The sequence below is a fragment of the Methyloceanibacter sp. genome, from assembly GCF_035650995.1.
GTDB lineage: Bacteria > Pseudomonadota > Alphaproteobacteria > Rhizobiales > Methyloligellaceae > Methyloceanibacter.
In genome coordinates, this window is record NZ_DASRGO010000181.1 from 1 (window position 1) to 14,399 (window position 14,399).

Genomic DNA, 14,399 nt, shown 5'->3' on the forward strand with positions numbered 1-14,399 from the left:
GGGATCAATCCATGCGCCTCTTTCTAGCTTGCGCCATCATCATCACTGCAACAATCGGGCTCGGTGGCTGCTTCGGCCACCATGAGAAGGCCGTGGCAACCCAGCCGTTGAAGCTCGGTTAGTCGATCGGTAACGCCCTTAGATTTTTCTCCGGCAAATGCCAAAAACCCCGGCCCGTTTTCGGGTCGGGGTCTTTTTTGCTGGTCTCAATCGCGCCTTCGCGCGCCCGGCGAGATCGTCGCCGGCCGCGCCTAAAGCGCGCTGGCGCCAGGCACCGCTACCCATGTCCTTGCCGATTTCTGGAAGCCGGGATCCTGGAAGAATGGTACCGCCGGGTGAATTCGAATCACCGACCTCTTGATCCACAGTCAAGCGCTCTAACCAGCTGAGCTACGGCGGCATATCCCTCATGCCTCGGCGGGAACCTAAGCGGAGCACGAGGCCGTTGCAAGCGCGGGAAACGCGATTTGGCGGGGCGTTTCTGCCCACAGCTCAACACAACAAGACCCGGGCGAACGGCCCGGGCCTCGTCGACTGGCACTTCACTCAGGGAAGAAACTCGCTCTAGGACTTGCGCACCGACTCGAAGGTCTTGCTCACCTGATGCTTGATCGGCTCGGCGGTGTCGGCCGCGATCTTCTGGGTCAGAGCCCTGATCTCGCTCGCCTGAGCGGCGAACACGTCGAACTGGCTCCTGATGAAGGCCGACTGGAGCTCGACGATCTCGCCGAGGGTCTTGGCACCGGCGAGCTTCTTGGCGAGGTCGAAGCCCGAGTTGAGATTACGCTGAGCAAGGTCGATGAGCTTGCGATTGAAGGCGGTCGCGCCCTGCCCCGCGGCGTCGAATGACCGCTCAAGCGCATCGATGGCCTCTTCCAACTGCTCCTTGCCGCGCTCATAAGCCTCGCGGGTCTGAGTGACGGTCTTCTCGGCGAGAGCGCGGATGCTCTCAGGAACGGCTGGATCGAGCTTCAATGCTTCGAACTCCTTGGCGGCCTTGGTGAAGGCATCGCGCGCCTGCTCGGCGGCGGCCTGGGGGCTGTAGATATCGGTCATGGTGGGTTACCTCTGCTTGGACTCGTTTCGCCTGGGCACCGGGTTCGGCCCACGACGGAAGGCATGGGCCCCCGCAGTCTTTGTCTTGTGCACTGCAATATAAATGCTGCGCTGCGATAAGGCAAGAGGGATCGCATCGTTGTCAGTACTTTTTTAGTCGTGTCGGCGAAGTTTTCGCATTAACCCTATTCAAAAAACCGAATTCGCCTAAATTTAGTGGCTGAGTCGAGCGAGCGCCCCAAAAGGAAGGCGCCCCGGAAAGAGTTGGCTCCGCGCCAAGCGCGTGTGTGGACGAGGTTACCGGTTTCAAGAGTGGCCCCGCGATGGCCGATCTCAGATTGCAACGGCGGATGGAACAGCTCGATGGAGACCGCGAGGCGCTCGAGCATATCGCCCGCGCGCTCGAAGGGCGGGTGCTTCCTCTGCCGAGCGCCCCGGACGGCGCAGAGCCGCCCGCCGAGGAGACGGCGCCAGCACTCGACCCTCGGGGACTCAAGCTTCTGCTCGAGGCGATGCCCGCGGCGCTTGCGATTCTCTCGCAAGGCCGGCTCATCCACGCCAATTCGGCCTTCGCCTTCGCCTTCGGCTACCGCTCGCCGGCGGAGCTAATCGAGGCCGGTGGGCTTGCAGCGATTCTCACGCGCGAGGCGGCAGCATCGATGCGCGCGAACGGAAACGGTCGGAGCGAACTCGTCGACGCACTCACCCGCTCGCGGCGCAGGCTCAAGGTCGCGTTCACATCGACCGCGCTCGACTGCGAACCGGATCTTACACTCATCCGCCTCATCGATCAGAGGGCGCTCGACGAGGAGGCTGCCCCCACAGAAGCCGAGCACAACGCCAATGCCGCTTCAGGCCGACTCGACTTCCTCGCCAAAGTGAGCCACGAGGTGCGCACGCCGCTCAATTCGATCCTCGGTTTCACCGAGCTGATGCTGCAGGAGCGCTTCGGCCCGATCGGCAACGCCCGTTACAAGGGCTACGTCGAGGACATCCACCAGAGCGGGCTCTACGCGCTCTCGCTGCTCAACGACCTGCTCGACATCTCCAAGATCGAGGCGGGCAAGTTCGAGCTCGATTTCACCGCGGTCGACGTGCCCGAGCTGGTCGAGGATTGCGTCAATAGCCTCCAGCCGCTGGCCAAGCGGTCGCGCATCGTGCTCAGAACTTCGCTCGCCGAGAAGCTGCCGTCGGTGGTGGCCGATCCGCGGCGGCTGAAGCAGATCCTGCTCAACCTCCTCACTAACGCCATCAAGTTCACCAAGGAAGGCGGCCAGGTGATCGTGTCCGGCACGATGGTCGACGGCGAGCTGCGCTTGCGCGTGCGCGACAACGGCGTCGGCATGACCAAGGACGAGATCGCCTTCGCCATGCAGCCCTTCCATCAGCTCGACACGGCGCCGCGCAAGCAGGCGGGCACGGGCCTCGGGCTCCCGGTCACCAAAGCGCTTGTCGATGCGAACCGCGCGCGGCTCGTCCTGGCAAGCGAGCCCGGCATTGGAACATCGGCCGATGTCATCTTCCCGCCCGAGCGGCTGTTCACCTCAGACCTCGCCGAGTGAGCGGGCTGGCAGCCGCGTTCTCCTCATCTCTCCTGCACTTGCGAGACACCTCACAATTCGATGACGTTTGCAAAATTTCCGGCAACCATTGCCAAGCTAAACCCAATCTATACTTATATATACTTAGCGTATGGTCATGTTCTACAAGCTTAGAAATCTTCTAAAGTCAGTTCAATTAGGATATTCTTGTTGACACTCCCCAACCCCGCGCCTTACTCAAAAGAGCGCCCGTTGCCATCCCAGCCTTCGAGCGCGGTTCTAAGTCCGATACCGGGGCCTTGACCCCCGGCCATTGGAGGAAAATATGCGACTGCGTTCCGCCTGCGCTCTTGCGCTCGCGCTTTTCTTATTCCCTGCACTTCAGGCGAAGATCGCCGCGGCCGAAGAACCGGCCGAGGTCAACGTCTATTCCTACCGCCAGCCCTACCTGATCAATCCGCTGTTCAAGGCATTCACGGAGGAGACCGGAATCAAGGTCAACGTGATCTTCGCCGAGAAAGGGCTGATCGAGCGCATCCAGGCCGAGGGCCGCAATAGCCCCGCCGATGTGCTGCTCACCGTCGATGTCGGCAATCTCACGCAGGCCACCGAGGCCGGCATTGCCCAGCCGATCCATTCAGAGACGCTCGATGCGGCGATCCCCTCCGCCTATCGCGCGTCGGACGACGAGTGGTTCGGGCTCACGCGGCGCGCCCGCGTGGTCTACGCCTCGAAGGAGCGGGTCAAGCTCGGCACGATCACCTACGAGGACCTCGCCGATCCGAAATGGCGCGGCAAGATCTGCATCCGCTCGGGCCAGCACGTGTACAACGTGGCGCTGATCGCCTCGTTGATCGCGGCGCACGGCGAGGAGTGGACCGAACAATGGCTCAAGGCCGTGAAGGCCAATCTCGCGCGCAAGCCCGCCGGCGACGACCGGCTCCAAGTCAAGGGCGTCTACTCGGGCGAGTGCGACATCGCCATCGGCAACACCTACTACATGGGAGCCATGCTCAAGAACGATAAGGAGCCCGAGCAGAAGGAGTGGGCGAATTCGGTGAAGATCATCTTTCCCAACACGCTCGACCGCGGCACGCATGTGAACATCTCGGGCGCGGTGGTGGCGAAATACGCCCCGCACAAGGACAACGCAGTCAAGCTGCTGGAATTCTTGGCCTCCGACAAAGGCCAGGAGATGTATGCCGAGGTGAACAACGAATATCCGGTAAAGGACGGCATCCCCTGGTCGCCGCTGGTCAAGTCGTGGGGAGAGTTCAAGCCGGACCCGATCTCGCTCAACGAGATTGCCGCCTTGCGCAAGAAGGCGAGCGAACTCGTCGACAAGGTCGGCTTCGACGAAGGCCCGAGCTCGTGAGGACCTGACGGATGAGCTTCTACAACAAGATCGACAACAAGGACGCGGTCCGGATGCCAACGGGCTCGCTTCGCGTTAGGAGCGGGGCCGAGTGGCTGGTCGGCGTCGGCTTCCGCTGTTGGCTCGCGGGCTACGACACGGGCGACATCTCCTGCTGGGAGCACGGCTGGAACGAATATTCGCGCGCGCTCGGGCCCGAGCGCGCCAAGCGCGCCGTCACCGAGCTTGCCTGCTGGGTGAGAGCCGTGCGCAGCTCGGCCTCGCGCAAGATCGAGTATTCGCCGTTCTCTTGCCCGGGCTTTTGCGCCGACGAGTGCATGGCGATTTCGCTGATCGCCGCATCGCAGCACCATCGCTGCCCCGCCATGCGCGCCTGCGCATTCGCGCTCACCGGCTCCGATCTGGTCGAGCCGGTGATCTCTGCCGCCAACGCTTTTGCCGACGTGCTCGAGGAGGCCGACCAACGTCTGTCGCAGGAGGCGGTCGCGGCGCTCATGATCGAGAAACGCAAAGGTGGCGGGGACGGTCCGACTGCGCGCCGCTAGCGAAGGCGGACGAGGCGCGAGCAAGTTGCGTCAACGCGCGCCGCTTCGCCGGCGGCTGAGGCGCCTCGTCGAGAGCGGCAATCTCGGCTGGTCGATCGCTGCCCTCATCCTTTCTCTGATCGCGCTCGCGCCCGTGATCGCCATAGCCGTAATCGCGCTGCGCCCGAGCGGAGACACTTGGCCGCATCTGATCGCCAATGTGCTGCCGAGCGCCCTGCAGCGCACGCTCGGACTGATGGCCGGCGTCGGCGCGCTTACTCTCGTCATCGGCACGGGCACGGCGTGGCTCGTCACCATGTACCGCTTTCCGGGCCGGCGCCTATTGCAGTGGCTGCTCCTGCTCCCACTCGCCATGCCGACCTACATCATCGCCTATACCTATCTGGAGATGCTCGACTACTCGGGCAGTCTACAGGCGTTCTTGCGCGCGTCGTTCGGCTGGCACAGCGCCAAGGACTACTGGTTTCCCGACATCAGGAGCTTGGGCGGCGCCATCCTCGTGATGAGCGCCGTGCTCTATCCCTATGTGTACATCACGGCGCGCGCGAGCTTCATCGCCCAGTCGGTGTGCGTTCTCGAGGTGAGCCGCACGCTCGGGCGAAGCGCGGCCGAGACCTTCTGGCAGGTGGCCTTGCCGCTCGCGCGGCCGGCGCTCGCCGCCGGTGTGGCGCTCGCGCTGATGGAGACGTTGAACGACATCGGCGCGGTGGAGTTTTTCGGCGTGCGGACGCTCACCGTCGCGGTGTACGACACCTGGCTCGATCGCAACAGCCTCGCCGGCGCCGCGCAGCTCGCCTGCGTGATGCTGGTCTTCGTCGCGGCACTGCTGATCGGGGAGCGGCTCTTGCGCGCAAAGCGGCGCTTCCATCACACGACGGGACGCTGCCGGGATCTGCCCGAGGACGAACTCGCCCGCTGGCGCGGCGCTCTCGCTTTCGCGGCGTGCGCGCTTCCCGTAGCGTTCGGTTTCGTGGTGCCGGGGATCGTGCTTCTCGGCGACGCCTATGCCCATGTGCAGGCCGGGCTTGCGCCGGAGTTCTGGGAGGCCGCAGCCAACAGCTTGATGCTCGCGGCGGCGGCGGCGGCGCTCGCCGTCTCGTTCGCCGTGGTGCTCGCCTATGCGCGGAGGCAGACGCGCTCGGAGCTGATCCAGGCGGCGAGCGTCGTCCCCGCCATCTCCTACGCGGTGCCAGGGACCGTGCTCGCCATCGGCCTCCTCATTCCCCTTGCCGGACTGGACAATGCGATCGACGGTGCGATGCGCTCTACGTTCGGCGTGTCGACGGGACTTTTGCTATCGGGCACGGCGTTTGCCCTCGTGCTCGCTTACACCATCCGTTTTCTTGCCGCCTCGCTGGGAGCGGTCGAGGCGGGACTAAGCAAGATCTCGCGCAATATCGATGCGGCGGCGCGCACCCTTGGCGCCACGGTGAGCAAGACGCTCTTTCGCGTGCACCTTCCCCTGCTCAGGCCGGCGCTCGGCGCGGCGGCCCTGCTCGTGTTCGTCGACTCGATGAAAGAGCTGCCGGCGACGCTCCTGCTGCGCCCGTTCAACTTCGACACGCTGTCGACCCAGGTGTTTACGCTCGTCTCGCTCTACCGCTACGAGGAAGCCGGACTTTCGGCGCTGACCATCGTCGTGGTGAGCCTCGCGCCCGTGCTTCTTCTGCACGGAATCATCGCCGGCGGCCGGAGACCCATTTCGGCCAGCTCCTTGCCTGCGTCAGAAGCACCCGGCGAAATGGCGTTGCGTATCTCTTGATAACCCAAGAAAATGCGTGCTTAGGCTCGCTTTACGGGGTCAATCAGGCTAGAAGTTCCCAATCGTGACGGTCGGGTTAGCGCTGCCTTAATCGGAGCAGCGCCAGAGGGTGGATAAGGTCGGCATGAAGCCTCGCCAAGCGCCTTGGAAATGGCTTCTCCTCGGCCTCATTGCGTTCCTTCTCGCCGGCATCGCACTCCTGCCGCGGAAGGTCGGCTCTTCTTCGCAGATTCACGATCGAGTCACCTCGGCGCTCGCGGCCTGGACGGGGGGCGAGGTCAAGCTGAACGGCCCGATCAGGGTCCACTATTTCCCCTCCATCACGATCAAAGGTCCGTTCGAGCTGACCGACGCCGCTCGGCTCCCGCTCGTCAAATCGATCAAGGCGCGCGACGCCAAGATCACCCTCAATCTCCCTGATCTACTGCTCGGGCGAATCCGCTTCGATACGATCAGATTGACCAAGGCGGAGATAACGCTGAGAGAACCGCCGCCTCCGCTCAAGCCGGCATATCATACGCCGCAGGAACGCGTCGCCAATCTGCTAGCGGGCTCTCCCATCAACGTGCTCCGCCTCCGCGACGCTGAGATTCATCTGCCGGCCGCCTATGGCGGCGCAACCATCACCGATTTCGACGCGCGCTTCGACGCGAGCTCCGGCCGAGGCACGATGTCGAGTTTCGGCTCCTTCGACTTTCGCGGCGAGGGCATCCACTTTGCGATCGACACCGGCGAGCCGTCCGATACGCCGGAGGGCGCCAGCATGCCGGTCTCGGCAAACTTCACCTCGGCCCAATTCACGGCCATGCTGACAGGCACGGCGGCGCTCGGCGATGGAATTGAGCTTGACGGCGACATGACGGCCAGTATCGGCGACGGGCGGCGTTTCCTGAGATGGGCGGGTGTTGCGGTGCCCGCGGGCACGAGCCTGCAAGCCATCTCCGCCAAAGGCGGGGTGCATTGGAACGGCAACACGCTGACCTTCGACGACGGCTCCTTCGCGCTCGACGGCAACGAAGCCGACGGCCTGCTCGCGATCACGGCGGGGGCCGTTCCCCGCATCGAAGGCACGCTCGCTTTCGACCGGCTCGTGCTCGATCCTTACCTCCAGGGCAACGGGGACCAGGCGGGGACGCCGGACTTGTTCGGTTGGGCGCTGCTGAAATATCTCGACGCCGATTTGCGCATCTCCGCCGGAGAGATCGTGGCCTCGGGAACGAGCATCGGGCGGGGAGGCTTCACGATCAGCGCCAAGCAGGGTCAAGTCGCAGGCGAGATCGGCGAGATCGCGCTTTGCGACGGCTCGGCCTCTGGGCGATTGAGCCTCGACCTGTCGCAGCCGGACGTGAAGCTCAGGCTTTTCGCCAGCCTCTCCGGCGTGACCGTCGAGACCTGCCTCAGACCGTTCGACCTGAGCATCCCGCTGAGCGGGGTCGCAACGCTCAAGACCGAGCTTTCCACCGACGGCACGACCTTGGAAACCTTGGTCAACGGCCTTTCGGGCAACCTCACGATCAATTCGCAAACCGGGGCCGTACCTGTCGATTTTGCGCGCATTTTGACCACGCCCTCGCCCCTCGACGGAGAAGGATGGAGCCGCGACAATCTAACCGCCTTTGATACGCTTGATGCCGATTGCCGCCTCGTTGCTGGCCATATTTCGTGCCAAATGTTGAATATGCAGACACCGCGCGGACTGGTTTCCGGCTCCGGCGATATCGATCTCGGACAGCAGACCCTGGATTTCAATTTGTCGGTCGCAAACCGCGTTGTCCCGATGAAGGCTTCGCAAGTCACCGCGGGCCCCACGCCGCGCGTGTCGATTCGCGGGCCTTTGTCGCAGCCACTGATCAGACGGGCAGATCGGCTCACGCTCGGCGAAGGTGCGCCGCGAGCTGCTCCGGATGCGGCCCTCTCTCAGCACTGATTGGCGCAAGCGTTTTCGATTAGGATGAGCATGGTGCCGAGGCAAGAGAACGGACAATCGCTGTGGACGCGCAGGAGCGGCGGCGCGTCGCGGGCGTTGCGGCTTGCGGCGGCGTTGGCGCTGCTATCGAGTGTCGGCGGCGCCGGCGCGCATGCCGAGAACACCGGCAGCACGCTCAGTGTCGCTACTTGGGGCGGAGCTTACGAGCAGTCGCAGGAGATCGCCTATTTCGAGCCGTTCGCCAAAGAAACGGGAACGAGCGTCGCCACCCAGATCTATGACGGCTCGCTTGCCAAGATCAAGGCGATGATCGGCGGCGACGCCTCGCCGGTCGATGTGGTGGACGTGTCGTCCTCGGCGCTCGGCGCGCTGTGCAGCGACGGCCTGCTCGAGACGATCGAAGCATCGAGCCTCGGCGCGGCGCCGTCCGGGGAAAGCGCCGAGCAAGATTTCTTCGCCGGCGGGATTTCGTCCTGCGGCGTGGCGAGCGTCGCCTGGTCCACGGCGATCGCCTTCGACCGCCAGGCCTTCTCCAAGGCGCAACCGAGTCAGATTTCCGATCTGCTCGATTTGAAGCGCTTCCCCGGCAAGCGCGCGCTGCCGAACGGTCCGCGCTATACGCTCGAGCTTGCGCTTCTCGCCGACGGCGTCGATCCCGCCAACGTCTACACCACGCTTGCCACGCCCGAGGGCGCCGACCGCGCCTTCAAGGCGCTCGACAAGATCAAGAACGACACCTACTGGTGGGATTCTGCCCAGGAGCCGATCAGCTGGCTGCTGGAAAAGAAGGCCGCGATGGCGGCGGGCTATAGCGGCCGCATTTTCCGTGCCGCAGTCGGCGACAGCAAGCGATTCGGCGTGATCTGGGACGGACAGGTCTACGATCTCGATCTTTGGGCCATCCCTAAGGCCGCCAGGAACAAGGACGGAGCCAAACGCTTCATCGCGTTCGCATCCGACCCGGCGCGGCTCGCAGCCCAGGCCGAGCTCATTGCCTACGGGCCGATGCGGAAGTCGGCGCTGCAACTCGTCGGCAAGCACCCGGTCATCAATGTGGAGATGAAGGAGTTTCTGCCGACGTCGCCCGACAATTTCAAGAAGGCGCTCAAATTCGACGATGCGTGGTGGAGCGCGCACGGCGAAGAGCTCACCAAGCGCTTCCAGGAGTGGCGCGGACCGGGCGACGGCAAGCCGCACGAGCCTGAGCCGAAGCAGGAGGAGTCGAAGGCGCCGACGGAAACGGCAGCGCCGTGATTTCTCCGCATCGCCCGAGGCCAAGCAGCCTCTAAGATCGACTCTTGCGCGGCGCGATGGGGCGCGATTTTCCTGCCACGCCGCGGTCGAAAAGAAAGTGCGGGTAAGACCGAACTCCTATTTGATCGGCTGTCGTCTTCGTGTCATGCTAATTCTTGGAGGGGGTTCTTCGGGTCCAGTTCCGAAGACATCGCTCCTACACAGGATGCACGATCCAGAGCGCGATGCCGCCCCGAGCGATGAGGGGAATCCCGAGTCGGAGCTAGAAGGCGAGCGGTTGCGCAGATAGGCCAAGCACTGCCGGAGCGGGGCCGGCAGTGCAATTGGCCTTTTTTGTGAGACGCGCGGCGTTCCCGAGATCAGAACGCACGGTAGACTCCGAGCGAGACATAGCCGCTCGGCATATCCTCAAGGTAGTTGCCGGTGAACCCGCCGGAGAGGGTGAACTCGATGTCGCGCACATCGAGACGGAGGAAGCCGCCGCCTTTGCCGGCGTTGTATTCCTCGTTACCGAGCGCACCCCCTTCGAGACCGAGCGCAAGACGCGGCCTCACGCGGAAGCCTATCCGCGCGAGCGCGCAGTATTCCTGGAACGCCGTCCCGTAGGAGGCGTCGGCTGACACGAACAGCCGGGGCGACAGATCAGTCCAGGTCTCTAACGCGAGCCGTAGTCCAACCTCGCTTCCTTGCACCGAGTTATTGGGATCGTGCGGCGAGATGTGCTGGTCCTCGGCCTCGATGCCGGCGAACAGCTTGGCGATGAGATTCCCCGTGCGGAATTGGTAGCCAGCGAGCGCCGCGATGAAGGCGTCCTGGCCGTCGAACGTGATCGGCATGTAGACGCCGTCCACCAAAAGCGTGCCGTCGTAGTGGTAGGGGCCATAGCTTCCGACCGCGCGTAGCCGGAAGCCCGGCTCGTAAAGTCCCTTGCCCAGGGCCGTGCCGCCGCCCACATAGACGCTCACATAATTGTCGCTTGCCTCGATGCCGGTGAAAAGTTCGGCCGTCGGCTGATCGGACTGCGCGAGAGACGGCGGCGCGAAGAGGCTCGAGGCCAGGAGGCAAAGCCCCCCTGCCGAGCCATTACGGAGCCAGGCTCCGCCCACGCCGTCGCAACGCCCCCACATGGCGGACATCTGCCGCCGCACCGGTTGGAACTATGCTTTATTTCCTGCATGGGACCTACGTGAGGTTAGGCAACTGCGTGTTGTGCACGCAGCTATCTGTCAATTGTAGGTAGCAGATTGACGGGCAAAACGTGATTTGTTCAACACATGCGCGAAGAAATGCGACCTGACCGATTCGACTCGTGGCTCACCGTCGACGCCAAGGGCCTCTACTGCCGGCCGGGCCGCTTCCACATCGACCCCAACGGCGGGGCGGAACGCGCCATCGTGACCCATGGCCACTCGGACCATGCGCGGCCGGGACATCAGCATGTGCTGGCCACGCGCGAAACGCTTGCCATCATGGAGCAGAGGCTTGGGCAGGCGGCAAGACACGGCACCCAGGCCTTGGCCTATGGCGAGACGATCGCGATCGGCGACGTCGCGGTGAGGCTGGTGCCGGCCGGCCACGTGCTTGGCAGCGCACAAGTGGTGATCGAATGGAAGGGTGCCCGCGCCGTGATCTCCGGCGACTACAAGCGGAGCGCGGACCCGACTTGCGCGCCATACGAACTCGTGCCGTGCGATCTTTTCGTCACCGAAGCGACCTTCGCCTTGCCGGTGTTCCAGCATGGCGATGCCGGCCAAGAGGTGGCGAAGCTGCTCACGTCCGTGCGCCAGTTTCCCGAACGGGCGCATGTCGTCGGCGTCTATGGGCTCGGCAAGTGCCAGCGCCTGATCGCACTTATCCGCCAGGCGGGCTACGAGCGGCCGATTTATCTGCACGGCGCTCTCGCCGCGTGCTGCGCGCTTTACGTGTCATTCGGCGTGCCCCTTGGCCCGCTCAAATCCGCGACGGAGGCGGAGCGCGGGGAGATGAGAGGTGAAATTGTGCTCGCCCCACCGAGCGCGCTGGCCGACCGCTGGTCGCGGCGGCTCCCCGATCCGCTGACGGCCTTCGCTTCGGGGTGGATGCGGGTGCGCGCGAGAGCCCGCCAGCAGGGCATCGAGCTTCCGCTCGTGATCTCGGACCATGCCGACTGGAACGAGCTGACGAGGACCATCGCAGAGACGGGCGCTGGCGAAGTGTGGGTCACGCATGGGCGCGAGGATGCGCTCCTGCATCACATCGAGACGACAGGGCGACGGGGCCGCGCACTCGCGCTCGTCGGCCGCGAGGACGAGGACCAGTGAAAGACTTCGCCACGCTTCTCGACCGGCTGTCCTACACGCCGTCGCGCAACGACAAGCTCAAGCTGCTCGCCGATTATTTCGCGGCCGCGCCCGATCCCGACCGCGGCTATGCGCTCGCCGCGCTGACCGACGGGCTCTTCTTCAGGCTACCGCTCCGCCGCATCCTCTCGGACCTGCTCGTGGCGCGCGTCGACCCTGTCCTGTTCGATCTCTCACGCGACTATGTCGGCGACACGGCTGAGACCATCGCGCTCATCTGGCCGGCGAAGGACGCTCGCGGCGAGCCCCCTCGCCTCGCGACCGTCGTCGAGACGGTGCAGTCGGCGCTCGCCATGGAGGTGCCGTCACTGCTGGCGGGCTGGCTCGACCGGCTCGACGCCACGGGACGCTGGGCGCTCCTCAAGCTTTTGACCGGCGCGCTCCGCGTCGGCGTTTCGGCGCGGCTCGCCAAGACGGCGCTCGCCGAGTGGTCGGGCGTGCCCCTCTCCGAGATCGAGGAAGTGTGGCACGGGCTGAAGCCGCCTTTTCTGCCCCTGTTCGCCTGGCTCTCCGGCGAAGGGCCGCGCCCAGAGGGTGGCGCTACCCCGGTGTTCAGGCCGCTGATGCTGTCGCATCAGATCGAGGACAAGGAACTCGGGACCATCGTCCCGCAAGAGTTCGTGGCCGAATGGAAATGGGACGGCATCAGGGTGCAGGCGGCGCATCAGGGCGGCGAGAGACGGCTCTTCTCGCGCACAGGCGACGACATCTCGGGCGCTTTTCCCGACGTGGTCGCAGGGCTGCCGGAGGGCGTGGTGCTCGACGGCGAGCTGCTCGTCGTGCGCGGGAATTCGGTCGCGCCGTTCAACGATCTCCAGCAGCGGCTGAACCGCAAGACCGTGACGGAGGCCATGCTGAAATCGCATCCCGCCCATATCCGCCTTTACGACATGCTGTTCGAGGGTGACGAAGATCTACGCGTCCTGCCCTTCATCGCAAGGCGGATGCGGCTCGAGACATGGCACAAGGCAAAGTCTCCTCCCCGCACCGATGTCTCGCCCATCATTGCCTTCGAATCGATCGCCGAACTGGAGGCGCTATGGGCCGGGGCCCGCGAGACGGGAATCGAAGGGCTGATGCTGAAGCGGCGCGACAGCCCCTATATCGCCGGGCGGCCCAAGGGCCATTGGTACAAGTGGAAGCGCGCACCTTTGACCTTCGATGCGGTCCTCATGTACGCGCAACGGGGCAGCGGCAAGCGCTCGTCCTATTATTCCGACTACACGTTCGGCGCCTGGCGCGCCGGCGCAAACGGAGAGCCCGAGCTCGTGCCGGTCGGCAAGTCCTATTTCGGCTTCACCGACGAGGAGCTGAAAGAACTCGACGCCTTCGTGCGCAACCACACGGTGGACAGCTTCGGCCCGGTGCGCCAGGTCGAGCCCAAGCTCGTGTTCGAAGTCGCCTTCGATTCGGTGCATCGCTCGACGCGGCACAAGTCGGGCGTCGCCATGCGCTTCCCGCGCATCAACCGCATCCGCTGGGACAAGCCGGCCGAGGAGGCCGACCGCCTCGAGACGCTGCAGGCGATGATCGTCGAGTGACCGTCTGACTCAATGGCCGTAGCGGAAGAGGGTGTAGAAGCCGGTCGGGTTCCTGAACGCAACGCTCGCGACCGAGAAGCCCGCCTCACGCCCGAGGCGCAGCCACGTCGCCTCGCTCTCCGGAAAGTCGCAGGTGGTGCAGTGGTGATCGATCTGCCGCCACTCCTCGTCGGTGAGAAACGGCCAGGCCGGGCGGTTCACGCGGCGAAAGCGGTCAAGATAAGCCTCGCGGTCCTCGCCCGGGCCAAGCGTCGGCTCGTAGATCATCAACATCTTGCTGGTTGAGCCGTGGACCGCCTTGAACAGCTCGCCTTTCCCATCGGTCGCGAGATGATGGAGCGAAAGGCCGCACCACGCGGCATCGGCGGGCTCCGGGCGCCGCTCGAGTGCGTCGACGAAATCGCGCTGATCGAGCTCGACGGCGAAGGGGACGCCTGCCAGGTTCTTGGCGGCAAGCTCGAGCGCCGGCTCGGACAGATCGACGCCGTGATAGTGCCTGATCTTGGTGCCTAAGAGCGCCCGCCTCATTTGGCCCGCGTCGCCGCAGGCGATGTCGAGAAAGGCGAAGGGCGTGGTGATGCTCACCAGCGCATCGTGAAGGATGGCTCCGACTTCCCTGTGCGACAGCGCATCGCTGTCGACGAGCTTCTGGTAGGTCGCCCACTGTTTCTGAAACTGTTCGAGAGCCGCGTCGTCGGCAGCCTCCCTGGGTTGGAAGTGCCTGATAACGATGTTCACTGCCTGGCCCTGCGATGACGCGTCAATCGCACCGGGTTTGGCAAAGGTTCATGGCGCCCCTGCGGCGAGCCCCGTGCGGGCGACTTGGAAAGGACGTTTTGCGGCAAGGCTCGCGCCAAGCCTCCTTTTCAGCCATATGTGACAGAGAGGGCCTCAAGGGGCCGCTGCCGCAGAGATTTCGCTCATGCTATTCTTGATCGCTCGCAACCTGTGGTGGGCTGCCTGGTGGCCATACATGACGTGGCTGCTCGCCATGCAGAAGGCCGCAGAAAAGAGCGCCGCCCGGCCCCGTCCGAGCGAAGAACCAAAGGGAAACGCCAA

General features: G+C 64.4%; 11 protein-coding genes and 1 tRNA gene. 8 read left to right on the plus strand and 4 right to left on the minus strand.

The window, feature by feature from the left end:
• Nucleotides 1-323: 323 nt before the first annotated feature.
• A tRNA-His gene (locus VFB18_RS13290) sits at nucleotides 324-400 on the minus strand.
• Between the two features lie 164 nt (nucleotides 401-564).
• Nucleotides 565-1,056 (minus strand): phasin, encoded by a 492-nt coding sequence (locus VFB18_RS13295; RefSeq protein ID WP_324976151.1) that lies wholly within the window; start codon nucleotides 1,054-1,056, stop codon nucleotides 565-567.
• A gap of 350 nt (nucleotides 1,057-1,406) precedes the next feature.
• On the opposite strand from VFB18_RS13295, the gene VFB18_RS13300 reads away from it, so the two are divergent.
• The 6 genes from VFB18_RS13300 (at nucleotide 1,407) to VFB18_RS13325 (ending at nucleotide 9,460) form a co-directional block, all read left to right on the plus strand.
• A complete protein-coding gene (locus VFB18_RS13300; RefSeq protein ID WP_324976154.1) occupies nucleotides 1,407-2,618 on the plus strand; it encodes a HAMP domain-containing sensor histidine kinase in 1,212 nt (403 codons plus the stop codon).
• A 304-nt stretch (nucleotides 2,619-2,922) separates the two neighbouring features.
• Nucleotides 2,923-3,972 (plus strand): Fe(3+) ABC transporter substrate-binding protein, encoded by a 1,050-nt coding sequence (locus VFB18_RS13305; protein ID WP_324976157.1) that lies wholly within the window; start codon nucleotides 2,923-2,925, stop codon nucleotides 3,970-3,972.
• Nucleotides 3,973-3,983: 11 nt separating this feature from the next.
• A complete protein-coding gene (locus tag VFB18_RS13310; protein WP_324976160.1) occupies nucleotides 3,984-4,517 on the plus strand; it encodes a hypothetical protein in 534 nt (177 codons plus the stop codon).
• Between the two features lie 25 nt (nucleotides 4,518-4,542).
• Entirely contained in the window at nucleotides 4,543-6,279 is a 1,737-nt protein-coding gene (locus VFB18_RS13315; protein ID WP_324976163.1) for an iron ABC transporter permease, read from the plus strand.
• A gap of 124 nt (nucleotides 6,280-6,403) precedes the next feature.
• On the plus strand, nucleotides 6,404-8,206 hold the full coding sequence (locus VFB18_RS13320; RefSeq protein WP_324976166.1) for an AsmA family protein: 1,803 nt from the start codon (nucleotides 6,404-6,406) through the stop codon (nucleotides 8,204-8,206).
• A 30-nt stretch (nucleotides 8,207-8,236) separates the two neighbouring features.
• Entirely contained in the window at nucleotides 8,237-9,460 is a 1,224-nt protein-coding gene (locus VFB18_RS13325; protein ID WP_324976169.1) for an ABC transporter substrate-binding protein, read from the plus strand.
• Nucleotides 9,461-9,819: 359 nt separating this feature from the next.
• Here the strand turns inward: VFB18_RS13325 and bcsS are convergent, their stop codons facing one another.
• Nucleotides 9,820-10,596 carry a cellulose biosynthesis protein BcsS gene (bcsS, locus tag VFB18_RS13330; protein ID WP_324976173.1) on the minus strand — a complete coding sequence of 259 codons (777 nt, stop codon included), beginning with the start codon at nucleotides 10,594-10,596 and terminating at the stop codon, nucleotides 9,820-9,822.
• A 150-nt stretch (nucleotides 10,597-10,746) separates the two neighbouring features.
• On the opposite strand from bcsS, the gene VFB18_RS13335 reads away from it, so the two are divergent.
• Complete coding sequence (locus VFB18_RS13335; RefSeq protein ID WP_324976176.1) at nucleotides 10,747-11,760, plus strand: ligase-associated DNA damage response exonuclease; 1,014 nt, start codon at nucleotides 10,747-10,749, stop codon at nucleotides 11,758-11,760.
• Nucleotides 11,757-13,340 (plus strand): cisplatin damage response ATP-dependent DNA ligase, encoded by a 1,584-nt coding sequence (locus VFB18_RS13340; RefSeq protein ID WP_324976178.1) that lies wholly within the window; start codon nucleotides 11,757-11,759, stop codon nucleotides 13,338-13,340. Before VFB18_RS13335 ends, VFB18_RS13340 begins: the two co-directional genes overlap by 4 nt.
• A gap of 9 nt (nucleotides 13,341-13,349) precedes the next feature.
• Here VFB18_RS13340 and VFB18_RS13345 read toward each other — a convergent pair whose 3' ends face one another.
• Nucleotides 13,350-14,078 (minus strand): class I SAM-dependent methyltransferase, encoded by a 729-nt coding sequence (locus tag VFB18_RS13345; RefSeq protein ID WP_324976181.1) that lies wholly within the window; start codon nucleotides 14,076-14,078, stop codon nucleotides 13,350-13,352.
• Nucleotides 14,079-14,399 lie beyond the last annotated feature (321 nt).

Excerpts from the sequence above, each read along its gene's own strand:
- bcsS (WP_324976173.1), bottom strand. The coding sequence starts at position 10,596 with ATGTCCGCCATGTGGGGGCGTTGCGACGGCGTGGGCGGAGCCTGGCTC.
- VFB18_RS13325 (WP_324976169.1), top strand. The coding sequence starts at position 8,237 with ATGGTGCCGAGGCAAGAGAACGGACAATCGCTGTGGACGCGCAGGAGC.
- VFB18_RS13305 (WP_324976157.1), top strand. The coding sequence starts at position 2,923 with ATGCGACTGCGTTCCGCCTGCGCTCTTGCGCTCGCGCTTTTCTTATTC.
- VFB18_RS13320 (WP_324976166.1), top strand. The coding sequence starts at position 6,404 with ATGAAGCCTCGCCAAGCGCCTTGGAAATGGCTTCTCCTCGGCCTCATT.
- VFB18_RS13310 (WP_324976160.1), top strand. The coding sequence starts at position 3,984 with ATGAGCTTCTACAACAAGATCGACAACAAGGACGCGGTCCGGATGCCA.
- VFB18_RS13300 (WP_324976154.1), top strand. The coding sequence starts at position 1,407 with ATGGAACAGCTCGATGGAGACCGCGAGGCGCTCGAGCATATCGCCCGC.
- VFB18_RS13295 (WP_324976151.1), bottom strand. The coding sequence starts at position 1,056 with ATGACCGATATCTACAGCCCCCAGGCCGCCGCCGAGCAGGCGCGCGAT.
- VFB18_RS13335 (WP_324976176.1), top strand. The coding sequence starts at position 10,747 with ATGCGACCTGACCGATTCGACTCGTGGCTCACCGTCGACGCCAAGGGC.